Below are 17896 nucleotides of genomic sequence, written 5' to 3'. Positions count from 1 at the left end.
CCTCCGCCCCGGACCAGGACCCGAGCCATCCCCTCCGCCCCGGACCAGGACCCGAGCCATCCCCTCCGCCCCGGACCAGGACCCGAGCCATCCCCTCCGCCCCGGACCAGGACCCGAGCCATCCCCCCGACCAGCTCGAACCCGAGCCGCACCTCGACCGCTGGCCCCGCCGCCCCTGTTCCACTGCCGGCCGTAACCCACCGGGACCATGAGCACGCGCGTGCATCACCGAGCGACCCCCTGATGCCGGACTGTCGGCCCCTTTTGCCAGTCCCCACCGACAGAGCCCCCTGCGGGGGCCCTCCCCCACTGCCCTGAACCGGGACCTCTGCCGGAACCCTCCGGCAAGCCCCTGCCCAACCTGCCTGCCGTGGCCCTTCCGGGTCCCTCTCCTGGGGATGGCTGGAGCCCGATGGCCAAGAGCCGTTGGCCGATGTCCGATGGGTGTGGCTCTTCTCAGGTGAGATCGCGAGTCAGCGTGGAGGTCCGGCGCATGACCAAGTAGTCAGGACCAAGTAGTACGGTTCGCTGGTATCGAACCGACCGGGTGTGGGGCATGACGAGCATCCGAACGAAAGTCCCGTTAGCAGAGCCGAGCTGAGCGACTTGCCGTGACTTTCCGTTCGAATGCGTCTCGCCGAGGGTTTCTCCAGGCCATGATCCATGCAGTCGGGTTGCCTGTCGCCGCATGAGGGGGGTCAGGTCCTTGAGGCCCGGGGCCCCGAGGAGAGACATCGTGCAGATTCAGCAGCTTGCTGAAGGTCCGATCGCCGCCCTGGACACCGTGCGTCAAGAATGGTTGGCCCATGGCATTTCCACCGAACCGGCCGACCGGGCCGAAAGTGAGCGCGGCGTGGTCGACGCCTACCGCGCCGCTGGTCTGGAGCCACCCCGACGCATCATCTGGCTCGACTCGCCCATGGCGGGAGCCATCGCGACCTGGCTCCTGGCCACCAGGCGGATTCGGAAGGATCGTGCGGGTGCTCGGGTCTGGAATCGGTTCTGGGATCAGATTCAGGTTCAGCTCCGGGCACAGATGGACATCCGGTTCCGGCCTCATGCGTGGGATCAGGTGCGCAATCAAGTCAGGGACCAGGTCCGGCATGAGGTGTGGGCTCGGGTGCGTACTCACCTCTGGGAGCAAGCCGAAACTCATGTCCGCGCTCAGATTACTGGCCGGGTCGGCAATCACGCCTGGGGCCGGATCCGGCAGCAGATCGAAGATCGAGTCCGGACAGACGTCCAAGCTCCGATCCAGGCGCAGGTCCAAGCCGAGATCCGAGACCAGATCCAGGCACAGATGGAGGATCAATTCCACGTTCAGATCGGCGCACAAGACTGGCGACGTCTCCGGGCGCCGGTCCTGAACGCGGTGGCCGGACAGCATGAAGCCGCCTGGCTGGCGTACTACGACTTCTTCGGCACCCAGTGCACCCTGGCCGAGGTCGATCGGCTCGCCGCCCTGATGCGCGTCGCCCGCAGCTCCGGTTGGTGGTGGCCGCACCGAACCCTGGCCATCATCACCGAACGCCCCACTGCGCTGCATCGGGACGCACAAGGACGCCTGCACTCCCCCAACGGTCCGGCCCTGGCCTACCCCGACGAGTTCGCGATCTGGGCCTGGCACGGCGTCCGCGTCCCTCGGAACCTGATCGAAGAGGGCTGGAACACCTTGGCCATCATGCGCCAACCTGACCCGCAGGTTCGCCGCTGCGCAATCGAACGCATGGGCTGGGACCGCTTCATCGAAGATGCCGGGCTGACTCCGATTGCCTCCTGCCCAGATCCGGGCAACCCACCCCACCGTCTGGAACTGTACGACCTACCCAAGACGCTGGCCCCCCTCTACGGCTATGGCACCAAGGTGCGCATCCTGCTGTGCGTCAACGACACCGCAGACCCCAACGGCACCCGAGGCCTGTCCGGCGTACCGGTTCCCGCCCACCACACCAACCCCGCCATAGCCGCAGCCGAGATACGCCGCGCTGTCATCCGACCGGACACTTTCACTTGACATGGGGGCTGAGGGTTTCGCCGCCGCCAAGCGCCGGGAAGCCGAGCAGCAACTCCTCTCGGCGAGCCCGCAAACCGTCACGCAGCCGCTCCAGTTCTCGGCAACGGTCCTCGAGCTGCTCCGCGACTTGCCGGACACCACTCATCCCCTGAATGCCGTCTTCCGCCATCAGGCCGAGTGCCTCCACTTGCCGGACGAACTCGCCCACCGTCCCCCGGCCGTGCAGGGCCGCGAGACCGGCCGCACGGGCCCGTTCCCGAGCAGGCAGCTCCACATCCAGCTCGGCGAGCAACCGCCCGATCTCCAGCAGCTCGGCACCTCGGGGATCGGCCGATGCGGCTACTCGCTGCTCTTCACGTGCCAGCAACTCCTCGTAGAGCTCCCGCGCCGGACCCACCTCGGTCAGGTCCCGTTCCACCTCCGCGAGCGCGGACGTGTACGCGCCCAGCCTCGTTTCCGCGACGGCTACCTGCTCTTGATCCCACACCCCGACCGCATCAAGCTCCCGCCGGGCCTTTCTCACGAGGGCGACGACCGCCGTGTGGCGCTCGCTCAGCCCCTCCCAGCGACGCGCCCGCTGACGCGCTGTACGCAGATCTTCATCGATCATCTCAAAGGGGATCACGTCACTTGGACGGTCGAATGTCTCGATTCGGTTCAGGACGAGCATGCACTTTTATTAACAAATCTGGTCAGAACAGGCATCGCTCCTGTCCTTCCCTTGCTCTCTCCTGCACGTGAGTGCGTAAGAGGAGGGTGTCCGTCGACGCCGTAGCCGGATCGTGCCTGGGTCGCTGGGGCTCAAGCTGCCGCACGTTCGACCTCCGCGCGTGGGGGATGAGCGGGGGTCGGAGTCGGTGCCACGGCCAGGATTGGGGCTGCTGGCGTCGGCTCCGTGGGCGGAGCTTGCTGGACGGCTCGAATTGGTTCGAGGGGGTGGGGCGAGGTCAGGGGTACTGGAGCTATTGGGGCTGGGAGTGAGGGGGTGGGTGGGATTGGGGGGTGGCAGTTGATCAAGGTGAGTGGGGGGTGGGCGGGTTTTTGGGTGGCGCATAGCCAGTCGTTCAGGGAGCCGGGGAAGCCGGATGGTGGGCCGACCTTCAGGCAGGTGATCTGGCCGGCACCTGGCGGTGGGCCGATCTTGAGGCGGCGGATGGTGCCTGTGCGGCCAAGTTCGCCCTGGTCCGCGTCGTACGGCGTTAGCTGGACGCCGAAAGGGAGGCCACCGTCCGGCTGGTCTGCGGGGCTTATCTGGAGGAAGTCGTCGATCTTGCGGTCAGTGGCCTCCGGGTGAGTGGCTACGTAGGCCAGGTGGTCTGTGACGAGGCGGTGGGCCACTGTGCGGAGGAGGTTGGTCGCGCACAGGTTGTGGGCGCAGGCGGCGCCGTCGAGGGTGATCTCGGGGAGAGCGAAGCGGCGCAGGCCTCGGGATGTGACTCGTAGGCAGTCGCACACGCTCATGTCGGACGGGTCCCAGGGTGGACAGGTCGCCGCGTCGTGGACCTGGACGTCCCAGGACAGCCAGTCGTCGCTGAGACGGAAGTCCGGGGGCTCGCCTGCGCATCTTCCGCAGGTGAGGACGGTGGTGCCTGTCAGCGGGTCGATCAGGAGGCCGTCGCACTCCCTCGCCAGGGCCCTGGCCGTCGCTCGCGCCGTCTGAATGCTGGTCGGAAGCTTGTGCGGGGGTGCGGCCGTGGACACCACCACGTGTTGGCCGGTGCGGCGTAGGCGGCGTCTTTCCTCGCTTGTGAGGTTGGTCGCGGTTGGTTTCCAGGGAGTCTGGTGGTGGGTCACCGCCAAGGAGCCGCTGCCTGCTGCGGTGATCGCGGCTCTTCTGTACGGGCCGGCTATGCGCCAGGGCACGAAGGAGTCGACGTCGAACGGCAGGTGCTCCATGGCCACGATGAAGAGGGAGGTCAGCGTGGCGGGCAACGGCAGGATGATCTTCATGGTGAATGTACTCCGGGTTGTCTCTGGCTCCGCACGAACCGTGGTGTTGAGGGTGTTGGTGGGTTTGGACGTGTTGAGGTGTTGATGGTTTGAGGGGTGTTGGTGCTTTGGGGACGTTGGTGCTTGGGGGACGTTGAGGGTCGTCGCGGCGTTAGGGGGTCGCGGCGTGGCGCTGTTGGTGGTGTCGCGGTATGGAAGCCGCGATGTTGTGGGCTTGCGATGTTGGCGGGTGCTGAGGGCCCCCGTGGTGTTGGGCGGTGTAGTGGTGTTGCGGGGTGTAGTGGTGTTGGGGGTGTCTGGGACGTATCCGAAACCTCGGGCGAGTTGGGGCTCTCGGGCGTGATGTCTGGGTCTCGGGCGTGATGTGGCTGTCTGGCGTGTTGGGGTGTCGGGCCGGTTGAGGTGTCCGGCCGGTTGGGGTCTCTCGCGAGTTGGGGGTGACCGACCGGTTGGGGGTGTCTGGCGGGTTGGGGATGTCCGGCCGGTTGGGGGTGTCTGGCGGGTTGGGGATGTCCGGCCGGTTGGGGGTGTCTGGCGGGTTGGGGATGTCAGCGGGCGTTTGGAGTGTCGGGGTTGGTGAGGCACTCAGGATCATCGGTTATCGCGGGGGGCTTGGGCGGAGTGGAACGGGGTTCTGTGGATAATGCCTGGGGCTGTGCTCGCCCTTGTGGATGGCGCTCCGCTCCGGCAGCTGTGAGTGGCCGGTCACCAGGCTCGTAGTCTGCATCGGTGAGCGTGACGTGCCGGAAGAGTCGGCCGTGCGCTTGGCGTGCTGGAAGAGTGGGCGGTGCGCTTGGCGTGCCGGAGGATGGCGCTGCTCGTCGACACTAAGGTGAAGGAGTTTTGCGCCGCCCGCTCGCTCGCTGGCTAGAGTGGCGCGGCGAACCTCTCAAGATCCAGAAATCGAAGTCGAGGTCTCGCCGGGCTCGCCGCCGCAGCCGTACTGCTGGGTGGTTTGGTCGCGCCGCCTCCGGCCGCCGCGGCAGAGGACGACTCCGCGAGCGTGCTCGCGCATCACTTACGCCGGGCTCTCGACCAGTTGCAGTTCGAGCAGGTCCTGGACACCAATCCGCCGACCGGCGCGGCCGAGTTGAACGCGCTGCGGCAGGACAACGTCGACAAGGAGGCCAGGAAGCCGCCGAAGAAGGCTGACCTGCTCGCGGCCGTCGCCGCGGCCGCGCCGATCTCGCAGCAGCCGCAGATCGACCTGACCGTCATCGAGCTGAACCGGGCGGGCCGCCCCGTCTCCTCGGGCACCGTGCTGATGAGCCCGCAGTATCCGGACGGGAAGGTCGTACCGGTCGACCGCAATCTGCACACCACCGACGTCCGCTGGCGCCAGTGGGACGACGCCGGCTGGTACGCCAATCACGGCCAGGGCACCATCGACGTGGTGCCGGGCCGCGAGAACGCCTCCATCGACTTCATGAGCCCGTACCCCGCGTCGGTGCTGAAGCTGATGGCGGCCTTCGGGGTGCTGCGCCTCGTGGACCAGGGCCAGATCTCGCTCGACGACACCTACAACTACGAGCCGATCGCGCCGATCAGCTCGCTGTGCGGCCCGGCCAGCAGCAACACGGTCCGCGGCTACCTGGACGCCGCGCTCACCTGGTCGTCCAACAACGCCGCCTGTGCCATGGTCAAGCTGCTGCACGACCGCGGCGCGGTCGACGGCCTCAACCAGACCTTCCAGGACCTGGGCCTGGAGACGCTGCAGCTGAAGAACACCAACCCGAACACCGGCGGCCGGTGGGGCAACCCCGTCACCATGAGCTCGCTCGACACGGCCAAGCTGCTGATGCTGGTCAACGGCGGCCTGGGCACCCTGTGGACGGCTCCCGACGGCACCGGCGTCACCGCCGCCGTCCTCAGCGACGCCTCCCGCGAGTTCTTCAAGAGCAAGCTCGGCGACCAGGGCATGAACCTCACCCTGTCGACCACCAACTGGTGTGGCGCCGCCTACCCCGCTCCGGGCATCCCGCAGCTCACGCCCTCGCGTTGGATCGGCACCGACGGCACCGTGACCATCCCCGGCCAGGGCATCGCGTACGGCCGCGACGTACGGCCGTGCAACGACGCGGCCGAGGTGACGTACGCCCACAAGAACGGCTGGGTGAACAACTCCGGCGCTGACGCGGGCATCGTGAAGGCCCTGCCCGGCAAGGGAGGCCGCACCTACGTCGTCACCATGTTCTCCAACCTCGGCTACCAGTACGTGGACTCCAACCGCCCGCCGACGGGCGCCGAGAACGTCTGGTTCACCGAGAGGCTCGCCAAGCTGGGCAAGGTCATCGACGACTACGAGAAGCGGCGCTATCCCTAGCGCATGACACCTTGGCCGAGTCGGGCCTGCCCAGCCCGGGGCAGGCCCCAATGCTGGGCAGCCCCCGTGCTAGACAGGCCCCGTGCTAGACAAGCCTCCGTGCAAGACAAGCCTCCGTGCTAGACAGGCCTCCGTTGCGGGGGCTCGCGCTGGGTAAGCCCGCGCTGGGCAGGTGCGGGGAGAGCGTGAGGAATGGTGCAAGCCCGGTTGTCGGTGAGGGCGGGGCCGGGGACGGGCAGGGCGGTCCCGGAGTGAGGCCGGTAGGGGCGCTACGGATGCCGGCCAGCGTCACTGCGTGGTCGGGCCGCGCCGGCGTCACTGCGTGGTCGGGCCGCGCCGGAGAGCCCGCCTGACGCCCCACGCCCCCACCACGATTGGCTGTCACTGAGCCGAGTGGGGCTTGCAGATGGCCATGGATTGGGCGGGAAGGCGCAGGGAGCGGCCGTCCGCCATGACGGGGTCGTCCGAGGCCAATAGCACCGTCCCGGACGGCACCGGTACCGTGGCCGACTCCTGGGCGAAGTTCACCGCCACCGCCAGCGCCCCCCGCCACATCACCAGCCACTTCCCCAGCGGATCCACCTCCACCCTGACCCGGTCCATGCGCGGGTCGGACAGCTCGGGCAGGGCCTTGCGCAGGGCGATCAGGTCGCGGTACCAGCACAGCAGCGACCAGTGCTCCTCCTCCTTCACCTCGCTCCAGTCCAGTTTCGAGCGCAGGAACGTGTCCTCGTCCGACGGGTCGGGCGCGTCCCAGACGTACCCGAATCCCTCGAACTCCCGCTCCCGGCGCGCCGCCTCGCTCTCCCGCAGCGCGGTCTCCATGTGATCGGAGAAGAACAGGAACGGCGTGCGCGCCCCCCACTCCTCCCCCATGAAGAGCATGGGGGTGAACGGCGAGGTCAGCAGCAGGCCCGCGCCCAGTTTGAGCGCGGGGACGGGCAGGCGGTCGCCCCCGGGGCGGTTGCCGATCTGGTCGTGGTTCTGGAGGCAGGCGACCAGCCGGTGGCCGGGTACGCCCGTGAAGGGACGGCCGTGGGAGCGGCCGCGGAAGGAGGAGTAGGTGCCGTCGTGGAGCAGCCCTGAGGTCAGCACCTTGGCCAGCGCCGACAGGGAGGCGAAGTCGGCGTAGTAGCCGTGGGACTCCCCGCTCACCGCGCAGTGCAGGGCGTGGTGGATGTCGTCGCACCACTGGGCGGTCATGCCCAGGCCGCCGGCGTCGAGCGAGCGCACCATGCGCGGGTCGTTCAGGTCGGACTCGGCGATCAGGGACAGCGGGCGGCCGAGCGAGCAGGCCAGCGCGTCCACCTCCCCCGACAGCTCCGCCAGCAGGTGTTCGGCGCGGCGGTCGTGCAGCGCGTGTACGGCGTCCAGCCGCAGCCCGTCGATGTGGTAGTCGCGCAGCCACTGCACCGCGTTGCCGATGAAGTACCGCCGCACCTCGTCGGAGCCCGGCCCGTCCAAATTGACCGCATCGCCCCAATAACTGCCCTTAAATCCGGAAAAATAGGGGGCGAAGGGGTGCAGGAAGTTCCCCGACGGGCCGAGATGGTTGTAGACGACGTCCAGGATGACCCCGATCCCCGCCTGATGGCACGCGTCCACGAACGACTTGAGCCCGTCAGGCCCCCCGTACGTCTCGTTGACGGCGTACAGATCCACCCCGTCGTATCCCCAGTTCCGCCCCCCGGGCACGGGCGCGACCGGCATGACCTCGACGAAGTCGACCGACAGCTCCACCAGGTGCGGCAGCTTCTCGATGGCCGCCGAGAACGTCCCCTCCGACGTGAACGTCCCCACGTGCAGCTCGTAGATCACCGCCCCCCGCAGGTCGCGGCCCTTCCACTCGTGGTCGGACCACGTGAAGCGGGCGTGCTCGTACACGGCGCTCTGCCCGAAGACCCCGTCCGGCTGCCGACGCGACCGCGGATCCGGGTACGGCCCTTCGCCGTCCACCTGGTACGCGTACCGCGTGCCGTGCGAGGCCCCCGCCACCTCGACCGACCACCAGCCCCCCTCCCCACGCGACATCGCGTGAGGTCCGCCCGCGGCGAACAGTTCGACAGCCATGGCCTTCGGCGCCCAGACCTCAAAGATCATGTCGCTCCAGCAGTGAGACCGGATACTGACCGAGCAGGTGCGCGAGCGGGATCCGCCCCGTGTAGAGGCCGCCGGTGAGCAGGTCCCGCCAGGTCCCGCCGGGCAGCGTCAGGGACGTGGTGCCCCATCCGCACCGGGCCAGACGCGCGGGAAGCCGGGTGGCGACCGCGACGGCCTGCGGCCGCTCCCCGCGGGCGAAGGCGATCACGTGCTCCGCCGCCGGCCCCTCCGCCCACAGCGGCCGGTACGGCGCCGCTCCCCCGAGACGGCGGCGCAGCCGCAGCGCCTGCGCCGTCACCAGCAGCTTGGCCGCGTCCCACGCGGTCTCGGGTTTGCGGGGGTACGTCACCGGCCGCCGGTTGTCCGGGTCGACCAGCGAGAAGTCGGTCGTCTCGTTGCCCTGGTACACATCGGGCACCCCGGGCATCATGAGCTGCACGAGCTTGGCCCCGAGCGAGTTGGACATGGCGTAGGGCTCGATCCGCGCAGTGAACTCACCGACCGGCTGACGCACCGCCGCAGCCGCAAACTCCCGCAATCCACGCTCATAGGACGGATCCTGATTTATCCAGGAAATGGCGGTCTTGGCCTCCCGCGCCGCCTTGAGCAGGTAATCCGTGAACCGCTCGACCGAGATCGGCCAGGCCGCCATGAGGTTCTGCCAGCCCAGATAGTCCAGATGGGGGTCGAAGCGCACCGAGGCCGACCACGACGCCACCGCCGCGGCCCACTCCTCGGGCAGCTCCGACAACACCGACAGCCGCGCCCGCACGTCCTCCGACCGCTTCGTGTCGTGCGTGGACAGCGTGGTCATCGTGTACGGCCGCAGCTCGGCGCAGAAGTCGTGGAAGTCCTCCACCGCCACCCCGAACGCGTCCGGCTCCCCGCCCACCTCGTTGAGGCACGCCAGCGGATACCACCGGTAGAGCGCCGTGTCCTCCACGCCCTTGGCCATGACGGGCCCGCACGCCTGCTGGAACCGTACGACCGCCTCGTCCGGACCGTACAGGACCTCGCGGGCCAGCGGCAGCACGGCGGGCGAGCACGCCTCGGCGGCCAGCTCGACGATCTCGACGGACTCGGGCGGCGGCGGCTCGCCGGGCACCACGTACGCGCGATAGACCGGCATCGCGGCGAGCAGCTCGCGCACGGCGGCGGGGTCCTGCGCGGCGGCCCTGGCCAGGCGCGCGACCTCGGCGCCGAAGAACAGGTCGATCACCTCCCGCTTGGCCTGCGCCATCACGGGCCGGTACTCGGAAGGCTGCCCGGTTATGTCGGCAAAAAGCTGGACGAGTGGGGCTTTGCCGTCGGGATCGACGAAGAGCCCGTTCACCCGGTTGAGCACGTCGTAGCCGCTGGTGCCGTCGCAGGCCCAGTCGCCCGGCAGCCGCTCGGGCCCGATGAGGATCTTCTCGACCACGGTCCAGGTCTCGCCCACCCTGGCGCGCAGCCGTTCCAGGTAGCCCCGCGGGTCGGCCAGCCCGTCGGGATGGTCCACCCGCAGCCCGTCCACCAGCCCCTCGTCGAGCAGCCAGAAGATCACCTCGTGCGTGGCGAACAGCACCGACGGGTCCTCCACCCGCAGGCCGATTAAGGAGGACACGTCGAAGAAGCGCCGGTAGCCGGGCCCCTCGCGCCAGTCGACCAGCCGGTAGTGGCCGGGATAGGGGTAGGTGTGCCCGTGGTATCGCACCACGTCGCCGTGCACGTACGGCTCCGTGTCGTCGCCGAGCACGGGCAGCGCGACCTTCCCGTCCTGCCAGTCGATGTCGAACCAGCTCGCGTACGGCGAGGCGGGCCCGTCCTTGAGCACGGACCAGAACTGCGCGTTGACCGTGTTCATGTGGTTGGGCACGATGTCCACCACGATGCCCAGGTCATGGGCGGCGAGCTGCTGCGCCATCTCCCTGAACCCCGTCGCCCCGCCGAACTCCTCCCTGATCCTGGAGTGGTCGGTGACGTCGTAGCCGTGCCGCGACTCCGGCGTGGACTGCAGGACCGGCGACAGGTAGACGTGGCTCACGCCGAGATCGCGCAGGTAGCCGGCGATCTCGGCCACCTGGGCGAAGCCGAAGTCGGGGGTCAGCTGCACCCGGTAGGTGGAGGCCGGCCTAGACACGGCGCAACACCCGCACACTGCGTCCGGGCACCTCGATGGCCTCCCCGCCGCGGCACATCGGCGCGTCGAGCATGATCGGCATGGCGGTGTCGATCTCCGTGTGCCACATTTCGCCGTAGTCCTTGGGGATCGTGAACTTGATCATGTCGTGGTGCGCGTTGAACAGCAGCAGGAACGAGTCATCCCTGATCGGTCGGCCCCGCCGGTCGGGCTCGGTGATGGCGTCGCCGTTGAGGAACACGGCCAGCGACTTCGCGTATCCGACGTTCCAGTCGCCGTCCGTCATCTCCTCCCCGGACGGTGTGAGCCAGGCGATGTCGTTGAGCCCGCGTACCGGCTTGCCGTAGAAGAAGCGCCTGCGGCGGAAGACCGGATGCCGCTTGCGCAGCGCGGCCAGGCTCTGCGTGAACTCCAGCAGCAGCCAGTTCTCCCGCACGTCGGACCAGTCGACCCAGGTCAGCTCGTTGTCCTGGCAGTAGCCGTTGTTGTTGCCCTTCTGCGTGCGGCCGAGCTCGTCGCCGTGGGAGAGCATCGGCACGCCCTGCGACAGGAAGAGCGTGGTGAGGAAGTTGCGTTTCTGCTGTTCGCGCAGCGCCTCGACGGGGTCGCCCGCCGGGCCCTCCTCGCCGCAGTTCCAGGACCGGTTGTCGTCGGTGCCGTCGCGGTTGCCCTCCTTGTTGGCCTCGTTGTGCTTGCCGTTGTACGAGACGAGGTCCTGAAGGGTGAAGCCGTCGTGGCAGGTGACGAAGTTGATCGAGGCCGCGGGACGGCGGCTGTCGTCCTGGTAGAGGTCGCTCGACCCGGTGAACCTGGACCCGAACTCGGGCAGCGTGGCCGGCTGCCCGCGCCACAGGTCGCGGATCGTGTCGCGGTAGCGGCCGTTCCACTCCGTCCACCGCGACGGGAAGTTCCCGACCTGGTAGCCGCCCGGCCCCACGTCCCACGGCTCGGCGATCAGCTTGACCTGCGACAGCACCGGGTCCTGTTGCACCAGGTCGAAGAACGAGCTCAGCCGGTCGACCTCGTGCAGCTCCCGGGCCAGCGTCGAGGCGAGGTCGAAGCGGAACCCGTCGACGTGCATCTCGATGACCCAGTAGCGGAGCGAGTCCATGATCATCTGCAGGACGTGCGGCGAGCGCATGAGCAGGCTGTTGCCCGTGCCCGTGGTGTCCACGTAGTAGCGCGGGTCGTTGTCGACCAGCCGGTAGTAGTCGGGGTTGCCGATCCCCTTGAGCCCCAGCGTGGGCCCGAGGTGGTTGCCCTCGCCGGTGTGGTTGTAGACCACGTCGAGGATGACCTCGATGCCCGCCTCGTGCAGCGCCCTGACCATGGCCTTGAACTCCAGCACCTGCCCGCCGCGCTGCCCCTGGCTGGAGTAGCGGTTGTGGGGCGCGAAGAACCCGATCGAGTTGTAGCCCCAGTAGTTGGACAGGCCGCGCTGCTCCAGGATGTGGTCGGTCACGAACTGGTGCACCGGCATGAGCTCCAGCGCCGTGACGCCGAGCTTGGTGAGGTGGTCGAGGATCTCGGGGTGGCCGAGCGCCGCGTACGTGCCGCGCAGGTGCTTGGGGATCTTGGGGTGGCTGACCGTCAGCCCCCGCACGTGGGCCTCGTAGATCACGGTGTCGTGGTACGGCGTCGCGGGCGGCCGGTCGTGCCCCCACCCGAAGAACGGGTTGATCACGATGGACCGCGGCACGTACGGGGCCGAGTCGGCGTCGTTGCGCGTGTCGGGCTGGCCGAACCGGTAGCCGTAGACCGCCTCGTTCCAGGCCACGCCGCCCTCGATGGCCATGGCGTACGGGTCGAGCAGCAGCTTGGCCGGGTTGCAGCGCAGCCCGCGCGCCGGGTCGTACGGGCCGTGGACGCGGTAGCCGTAGCGCTGGCCCGGCCCGATCCCCGGCAGGTAGCCGTGCCAGATGAACCCGTCGACCTCGGTCAGCGGCACCCGCGACTCGACGTTGTCCTCGTCGAACAGGCACAGCTCGACGGCGTCCGCGACCTCGGTGTAGAGCGAGAAGTTCGTGCCCGCGCCGTCGTAGGTCGCCCCGAGCGGATAGGGGTCTCCCGGCCAGATCTCGATCATCGAGGCTCCCTTGCGGTCTCTCCCCATGTTCCGTTCCCCCGCTCACCCGGACAAGCCGCTTTGTTCCTTCCCACCCTCACCAGGTCGTTATTCCAGTTGAACGAAGTGAGCCGTCCCCGACGGCGCGGTATCAGAGGCGGCCCACGCTCAAAGCATGGTTTGCCGGCGCCGATCCCGGCAACGTGGTGGTGCCATGGGCGGCTTCAAGAGGTTCTTACTTCGCGGCAACATCGTCGAACTGGCCGTGGCGGTGATCATCGGCGCCACCTTCAGCGGTCTGGTGCAGGCGCTCGTCTCCGACCTGATCACTCCGCTGATCGGCGCCGTCACCGGCGGCAGGCAGCCGAACTTCGCCGACTACACCTTCACCGTCAACGGCAGCCGGTTCAAGTACGGCGACTTCCTCAACCACCTCGTCACCTTCCTGATGGTCTCCGCCGTCGTGTACTGGCTGGTCGTGGCCCCGATGACCCGGCTGATCAGCCTGCTCGACCGGAACAAGGACGCCACGACCAAGCAGTGCCCCGAATGCCTCACCGACATCCCCGCCGAGGCCCGGCGATGCGCCGCCTGCACGGTCGAGCTGGTGCCGGATTCGGAGAAGCCCGCATAACTTTGTCCGGCACGGCTTTCCGGTACATGGGTGCCGTGTCGCGCGAGTACGGTGCTTGTCCGTCAAGATGGACCGATGAGCGTTGAGTTGATGGTGTGGGACGAGCCGGTGCCCATCAGCAGGGACCAGGCCCGTGCCACCTATCTGGCGGTCAAGCGGGACTCCCCTGTGACCGGGGAGGCACCCGACGTCGCCAAGGAGATGCCCGGGGAGGTCACGACCTACCCGGGCCATGTGCTGGTGACGATGGACCTGGACACGATGGACGAGATGTCCGCGCAGGTGTTCACGATCGCGCGGGCGCACGGGCTGGTCTGCTACGACCCTCAGCGCGACCTGGTGCACAACGTGGCGCCCCTGGGCGTCTACGAGGGCATGCAGCTCCACACGGGCGACGGCATGCTCGTCCACGACCCGGACCTCGGCCTGATCCACGACGTCCTCGCCACGCTGACGGCACAGAACCCGTTCGTGGCCCTGGTCAACTTCGGGCGGCACTTCCTGCAGGTGTCACCCGGCTACGAGCTGGAGTACAAGGAGGGCACGCTCATCCGGACCATGGTGCCGGAGCTGGCGGAGGTGCAGGCCGCCTTCAACGAGTACGCCACGGGCGACCGCTCGTTCCTGACGCGCCACGAGTGGGCCTCCTAGATCACCTGCCTGAACAGCTCGGGGTCCACGTTCCCTCCGGACAGCACGACCACCGTGCGCCCGGTCGCGACCCGGCCGGACAGCAGCGCCGCCGCGGTGACCGCCCCGCTCGGCTCGGCCACCAGCCGGGCCGAGCGCGCCAGGTGCCCCATGGCGGCCTTGATCTCGTCCTCCGACACGGTGACGATCTCGTCGACCCGGCGGCTGATGTGCGCGAAGGTCAGCTCCGACAGCCCCGTACGCAGCCCGTCGGCGACGGTCCGGAACGTCCGGGCCGTCCCCCACTCCACGGGGCGGCCGGCGGCCAGGCTCTCGGCGGCGTCGGCGGCCAGCTCCGGCTCGACCCCGATCACCCGGACGTCGGGCCGCAGCGCCTTGACGGCCGTGCCGACCCCGGACGCGAGCCCTCCGCCGCCCACCGGCACCAGCACCACCTCGACGTCGGGCAGATCCTCGACGATCTCCAGCCCGACGGTGCCCTGCCCCGCGATCACCGCCCGGTGGTCGTAGGGCGGCACCAGCGTCAGCCCCCGCTCCGCCGCCAGCTTCTCGGCCACGACCTCCCGCTGCTCGGGCGGCACGACGACGACCTCGGCACCCCATCCTTCGATGGCCGCCGTCTTCACCCGGGGCGTCCCCTCGGGCACGACGACCACGCACGGCACCCCGAACTCCCTGGCCGCGAAGGCGAGGGCCTGCCCGTGGTTGCCGGACGAGTGCGTGACCACGCCGTCGGGCCGCAGCGAGGCCACGGCGTTGTACGCGCCCCGGAGCTTGAACGCCCCGACGGGCTGCAGGCTCTCGGGCTTCACCCACGCCTCGCCCATCCGCACGAGCGGCGTCCGCACCGCCACGCCCTTGATCCGCCCGGCCGCCGTCCGAATGTCGTCGATCGTCACCAGCTCCATGCGATCACCCTACGGGCCGCCGGGATGAGGCAGGATCGGAGACTATGAGAACGCTGTACCCGCCCATCGAACCCTACGAGTCTGGCCTGCTCGACGTGGGAGACGGCAACCAGATCTACTGGGAGGTCTGCGGCAATCCCGAGGGAAAGCCCGCTGTCATGCTGCACGGCGGCCCCGGCAGCGGGTGCTCGGCCAAGCACCGGCGCCAGTGGGACCCGGAGCGCTACCGGATCGTCCTGTTCGACCAGCGCAACTGCGGCCGCAGCCTGCCTCACGCCAGTGACCCCGCCACCGACCTCGCCGCCAACACCACCTGGCACCTCGTGGCCGACATGGAGAAGCTGCGCGAGCACCTCGGCATCGACAGGTGGCAGGTCTTCGGCGGCTCGTGGGGCAGCGCGCTGGCCCTGGCGTACGCGCAGCGGCACCCCGACCGCACGACCGAGCTGATCCTGCGGGGGATCTTCACGCTGCGGCCCCACGAGCTGCACTGGTTCTACCAGGACGGCGCCTCCTACCTGTTCCCCGACCGGTGGGAGTCGTTCCTCGCGCCCATCCCCGCCGAGGAGCACGGCGATCTCATGGCCGCCTTCCGCAGGCGGCTCGAAGGGCAGGACGAGGAGGCCAGGCTGGCGGCGGCCAAGGCGTGGGCGCAGTGGGAGGCGGGCGCGATCACGCTGCTGCCCGACCCCGAGCTCGTCGCGTCGTTCGGCGAGGACAAGCTGGCCGTCTGCTTCGCCCGCATCGAGAACCACTACTTCCACCACAGCGGCTGGTTCGAGCCCGAGCAGCTCATCAGGGACGTCGACAGAATCCGGCACATCCCCGCCGTGATCGTGCAGGGCCGTTACGACGCCTGCACGCCCGCGGCCACCGCCTGGGACCTGCACAAGGCCTGGCCCGAGGCCGACTTCCACATGATCCACGACGCCGGGCACGCCTACAGCGAACCGGGCATCCTGGACCGGCTCATTGAGGCGACAGACCGCTGGGGTGGATCCGCAGCGTAGCGAGGACATCCACCCCAGCCCGCCGAGCGGGGCTCGGCCAGGTGGACGCCGCTGGATCCGCAGCGTAGCGAGGACATCCACCTCAGCCCGCCGAGCGGGGCTCGGCCAGTGAACGCCGCGCGAGTCGCACCGCGGGGGTGACGGCCCCCACCGACAGCAGCGCGAACAGCGGCGCCAGCGCCAGGCCGAGCAGGAACCCCGCGGCCACGTCGTGCGGATAGTGCACGCCCACGAAGACGCGGGAGAAGGCCATGACCGCGGCCAGCGGCAGCACCACCCACGCGAGCGCCCGCCAGGCGAGCACGAGGGTGGCGGCGGCCCCGGCCGCGATCACCGAGTGGTTGCTGGGGAAGGACCAGTCGCCCGAGGGCGGGCAGGCGGAGATCGTCGTGACTCCGCCCCGGCACGGCCGGTCCTCCCTGATGACGGTCTTGACGACCTCGCTCACCACGTACGCGAACACGACCCCGGCCGGACCCGCGATCACCAGTGCCAGGTCGCGGGCCGGAGCCCGCCACGCCCGGAACGCGGCCGCCGCATACAGCGCCACGAACAGGAATAACCCGGCATCCGTCCCGACTTCGGCGAGGGTGTGCAGCCACCCGGGCGTGGTCAGGGCGAAGTCGACGATGTCGCGGTACACGTGTGTCCAATCCGTGAATGGGCAATGGACACGACCTTACGAACTCCCGCGGTCAACCGCCTCGACCATAAGACCGAAAGTCGAGAAATGTCCTAATAAAGAAGTTTGCGCGCGAGGGCGGCGTGCTGCGTCTCCAGCTCGGCCCTGGTGATGAGCCCCCGGTCGAACGCCTCGGAGGTGGCGTCGCGCTCGGCGACGTAGTAGGCGGCCATGATCTCGCTGCGGAGCGGCGTGAACCCGCGCTCGACGCAGGCGGAGAAGACGGTCACCTTCTGCTCGACGGTGTCCGCGGCCACCGTGCAGGCCAGATCCCGCTCTTTGAGCTGTTGAACCGCTTCACGGAGAGTGACCGGGCCATGGGTCCCGTTGAAGCTGATGTCGAGGGTGATCTTCACTTCTTTGCCCTTCCGATGGTTTACAACGTTCCGATCAAGGCCGCGTATTCCCAGCTCAGAGCGGGTAGGAGGGCTCTCGTGATCGGAGAGCACGTGATCGTCGGCTTCACGAACGACCCGGGCGGGCGCGACGCCCTGGCCCAGGCCGCGGCGATCACCCGGGTCACAGGCGGCGAGCTCACGGTCGCCACGATCTACCCGCCGGGCAGCCCGGGGCTGGCGGTGGAGGCGCAGGCCAACCTGGCGCACGCCGCGGAGGAGCTCGGCCCGATCCCCGCCGGCTACCTCACGTACGAGAGCAGGGGCACAGGACGCGGGCTGTCGGTGCTGGCCAGCCGCATCAGGGCCGACCTGATCGTGGTCGGCTCGGCCGACGGCGGCCAGAACGGCCGCATCACCATCGGCGCGACCTCCAACCACCTGCTCCACCTGTCGTCCGAGGCGGTCATGCTGGTGCCCGCCCGGTACGTCCCGGTCGACGGGCCCGAGCGCCTGACGCTGGCGTACGTGCACCGGCCGCAGTGCGACGAGGCGGTGGAACGGATGGCGCAGGCGGCGCTGCGACTGGGCATCCCGCTCCGGCTGATCACGCTCGACCTGCGCACGGAGGATCCGGGCAAGCTCAGGGACGACCTCGCGCTGGCCGTGCGGCTGGCCTGGGAGACCACCGGGATCGAGGCGGAGTCGGAGGTGGCCGAGGGCCACGACGTGACCGCCGCGCTGGCGGACGTGGAGTGGCTGCCGGGCGAGCTGCTGATCTGCGCGGCCAGCGAGGACGCGCAGCCGCACCGGGTGTTCCTGGGCGAGCTGGCCATGAAGGCGCTGCGGGCCTCACCCTGCCCGGTCATCGTGCTCCCCCGCGGCTTCGCCTGACGCCGCGCCTGACACCGCGCCTGACACCGTGACTGACACCGTGACTGACGCCGCGCCTGACACCGCGCCTGACACCGTGACTGACACCGTGACTGACACCGTGACTGACACCGTGACTGACACCGTGACTGACACTGGCGCGCCGAGGCGCCCGAGCCGGCCCCCCAACCCGCGCCGGGGCCCCTTCACCGCCGCCCGGGGTGAGCGGGGC

The 17896-nt window shown here is 69.1% G+C and carries 14 protein-coding genes; 7 read left to right on the top strand and 7 right to left on the bottom strand.

Annotation, left to right across the window (positions count from 1 at the left end; genetic code table 11):
• Positions 1-736 precede the first annotated feature (736 nt).
• Entirely contained in the window at positions 737-2014 is a 1278-nt protein-coding gene (locus ACWDX9_RS33735) for a DUF6745 domain-containing protein (RefSeq protein WP_449961114.1), read from the top strand.
• Here ACWDX9_RS33735 and ACWDX9_RS33730 read toward each other — a convergent pair.
• Positions 2007-2684, bottom strand: coding sequence for a hypothetical protein (locus ACWDX9_RS33730; RefSeq protein WP_449961111.1), 678 nt, complete (start codon positions 2682-2684; stop codon positions 2007-2009). The genes ACWDX9_RS33735 and ACWDX9_RS33730 overlap by 8 nt on opposite strands.
• A 1023-nt stretch (positions 2685-3707) precedes the next feature.
• Between ACWDX9_RS33730 and ACWDX9_RS33725 the strand changes: the two genes are divergently transcribed.
• Positions 3708-4049, top strand: coding sequence for a hypothetical protein (locus ACWDX9_RS33725; RefSeq protein ID WP_449961108.1), 342 nt, complete (start codon positions 3708-3710; stop codon positions 4047-4049).
• 918 nt (positions 4050-4967) lie between these two features.
• The gene (locus ACWDX9_RS33720) at positions 4968-6287 is read left to right on the top strand and encodes a serine hydrolase (protein WP_449961105.1); all 1320 of its coding nucleotides are present in this window, start codon (positions 4968-4970) and stop codon (positions 6285-6287) included.
• Positions 6288-6668: 381 nt separating this feature from the next.
• Here ACWDX9_RS33720 and treZ read toward each other — a convergent pair whose 3' ends face one another.
• The 3 genes from treZ to glgX are packed head-to-tail and all read right to left on the bottom strand — an operon-like array spanning position 6669 to position 12592.
• The gene (treZ, locus tag ACWDX9_RS33715) at positions 6669-8387 is read right to left on the bottom strand and encodes a malto-oligosyltrehalose trehalohydrolase (protein WP_449961103.1); all 1719 of its coding nucleotides are present in this window, start codon (positions 8385-8387) and stop codon (positions 6669-6671) included.
• On the bottom strand, positions 8377-10506 hold the full coding sequence (treY, locus tag ACWDX9_RS33710; RefSeq protein WP_449961100.1) for a malto-oligosyltrehalose synthase: 2130 nt from the start codon (positions 10504-10506) through the stop codon (positions 8377-8379). Before treY ends, treZ begins: the two co-directional genes overlap by 11 nt.
• Positions 10499-12592 (bottom strand): glycogen debranching protein GlgX, encoded by a 2094-nt coding sequence (gene glgX / locus ACWDX9_RS33705; protein WP_449961097.1) that lies wholly within the window; start codon positions 12590-12592, stop codon positions 10499-10501. The genes treY and glgX overlap by 8 nt, the downstream gene beginning before the upstream one ends.
• 193 nt (positions 12593-12785) lie before the next feature.
• Between glgX and mscL the strand changes: the two genes are divergently transcribed.
• Together mscL and ACWDX9_RS33695 are read left to right on the top strand one after the other, a co-directional pair.
• Positions 12786-13205, top strand: a complete 420-nt coding sequence (mscL, locus tag ACWDX9_RS33700) for a large conductance mechanosensitive channel protein MscL (RefSeq protein ID WP_449961094.1) — start codon at positions 12786-12788, stop codon at positions 13203-13205.
• 75 nt (positions 13206-13280) lie between these two features.
• Complete coding sequence (locus ACWDX9_RS33695) at positions 13281-13856, top strand: hypothetical protein (protein WP_449961091.1); 576 nt, start codon at positions 13281-13283, stop codon at positions 13854-13856.
• On the opposite strand, the gene ACWDX9_RS33690 is transcribed toward ACWDX9_RS33695, so the two are convergent.
• A complete protein-coding gene (locus ACWDX9_RS33690) occupies positions 13853-14764 on the bottom strand; it encodes a threonine ammonia-lyase (RefSeq protein ID WP_449961088.1) in 912 nt (303 codons plus the stop codon). The genes ACWDX9_RS33695 and ACWDX9_RS33690 overlap by 4 nt on opposite strands.
• Positions 14765-14808: 44 nt before the next feature.
• On the opposite strand from ACWDX9_RS33690, the gene pip reads away from it, so the two are divergent.
• Positions 14809-15774 carry a prolyl aminopeptidase gene (gene pip, locus ACWDX9_RS33685; protein WP_449961085.1) on the top strand — a complete coding sequence of 322 codons (966 nt, stop codon included), beginning with the start codon at positions 14809-14811 and terminating at the stop codon, positions 15772-15774.
• Positions 15775-15856: 82 nt separating this feature from the next.
• Here pip and ACWDX9_RS33680 read toward each other — a convergent pair whose 3' ends face one another.
• Together ACWDX9_RS33680 and ACWDX9_RS33675 are read right to left on the bottom strand one after the other, a co-directional pair.
• Complete coding sequence (locus tag ACWDX9_RS33680; RefSeq protein WP_363962758.1) at positions 15857-16417, bottom strand: phosphatase PAP2 family protein; 561 nt, start codon at positions 16415-16417, stop codon at positions 15857-15859.
• A 92-nt stretch (positions 16418-16509) separates the two neighbouring features.
• Positions 16510-16812, bottom strand: coding sequence for a hypothetical protein (locus ACWDX9_RS33675; RefSeq protein WP_449961082.1), 303 nt, complete (start codon positions 16810-16812; stop codon positions 16510-16512).
• A gap of 78 nt (positions 16813-16890) precedes the next feature.
• Here ACWDX9_RS33675 and ACWDX9_RS33670 point away from each other — a divergent pair, with 78 nt between their 5' ends.
• Positions 16891-17685: a universal stress protein gene (locus tag ACWDX9_RS33670; RefSeq protein WP_449961079.1), complete on the top strand. Its 795-nt coding sequence runs from the start codon at positions 16891-16893 to the stop codon at positions 17683-17685.
• Positions 17686-17896: the final 211 nt, after the last annotated feature.

Source organism: Nonomuraea sp. NPDC003201, from assembly GCF_053590415.1.
This window is presented reverse-complemented; position numbering and strand designations above follow the sequence as displayed.

What these genes read in the sequence shown, in the direction of transcription:
- ACWDX9_RS33730 (WP_449961111.1), bottom strand. Translation starts at nt 2,684, where the DNA reads ATGCTCGTCCTGAACCGAATCGAGACATTCGACCGTCCAAGTGACGTG.
- treZ (WP_449961103.1), bottom strand. Translation starts at nt 8,387, where the DNA reads ATGATCTTTGAGGTCTGGGCGCCGAAGGCCATGGCTGTCGAACTGTTC.
- glgX (WP_449961097.1), bottom strand. Translation starts at nt 12,592, where the DNA reads ATGATCGAGATCTGGCCGGGAGACCCCTATCCGCTCGGGGCGACCTAC.
- mscL (WP_449961094.1), top strand. Translation starts at nt 12,786, where the DNA reads ATGGGCGGCTTCAAGAGGTTCTTACTTCGCGGCAACATCGTCGAACTG.
- ACWDX9_RS33695 (WP_449961091.1), top strand. Translation starts at nt 13,281, where the DNA reads ATGAGCGTTGAGTTGATGGTGTGGGACGAGCCGGTGCCCATCAGCAGG.
- ACWDX9_RS33690 (WP_449961088.1), bottom strand. Translation starts at nt 14,764, where the DNA reads ATGGAGCTGGTGACGATCGACGACATTCGGACGGCGGCCGGGCGGATC.
- pip (WP_449961085.1), top strand. Translation starts at nt 14,809, where the DNA reads ATGAGAACGCTGTACCCGCCCATCGAACCCTACGAGTCTGGCCTGCTC.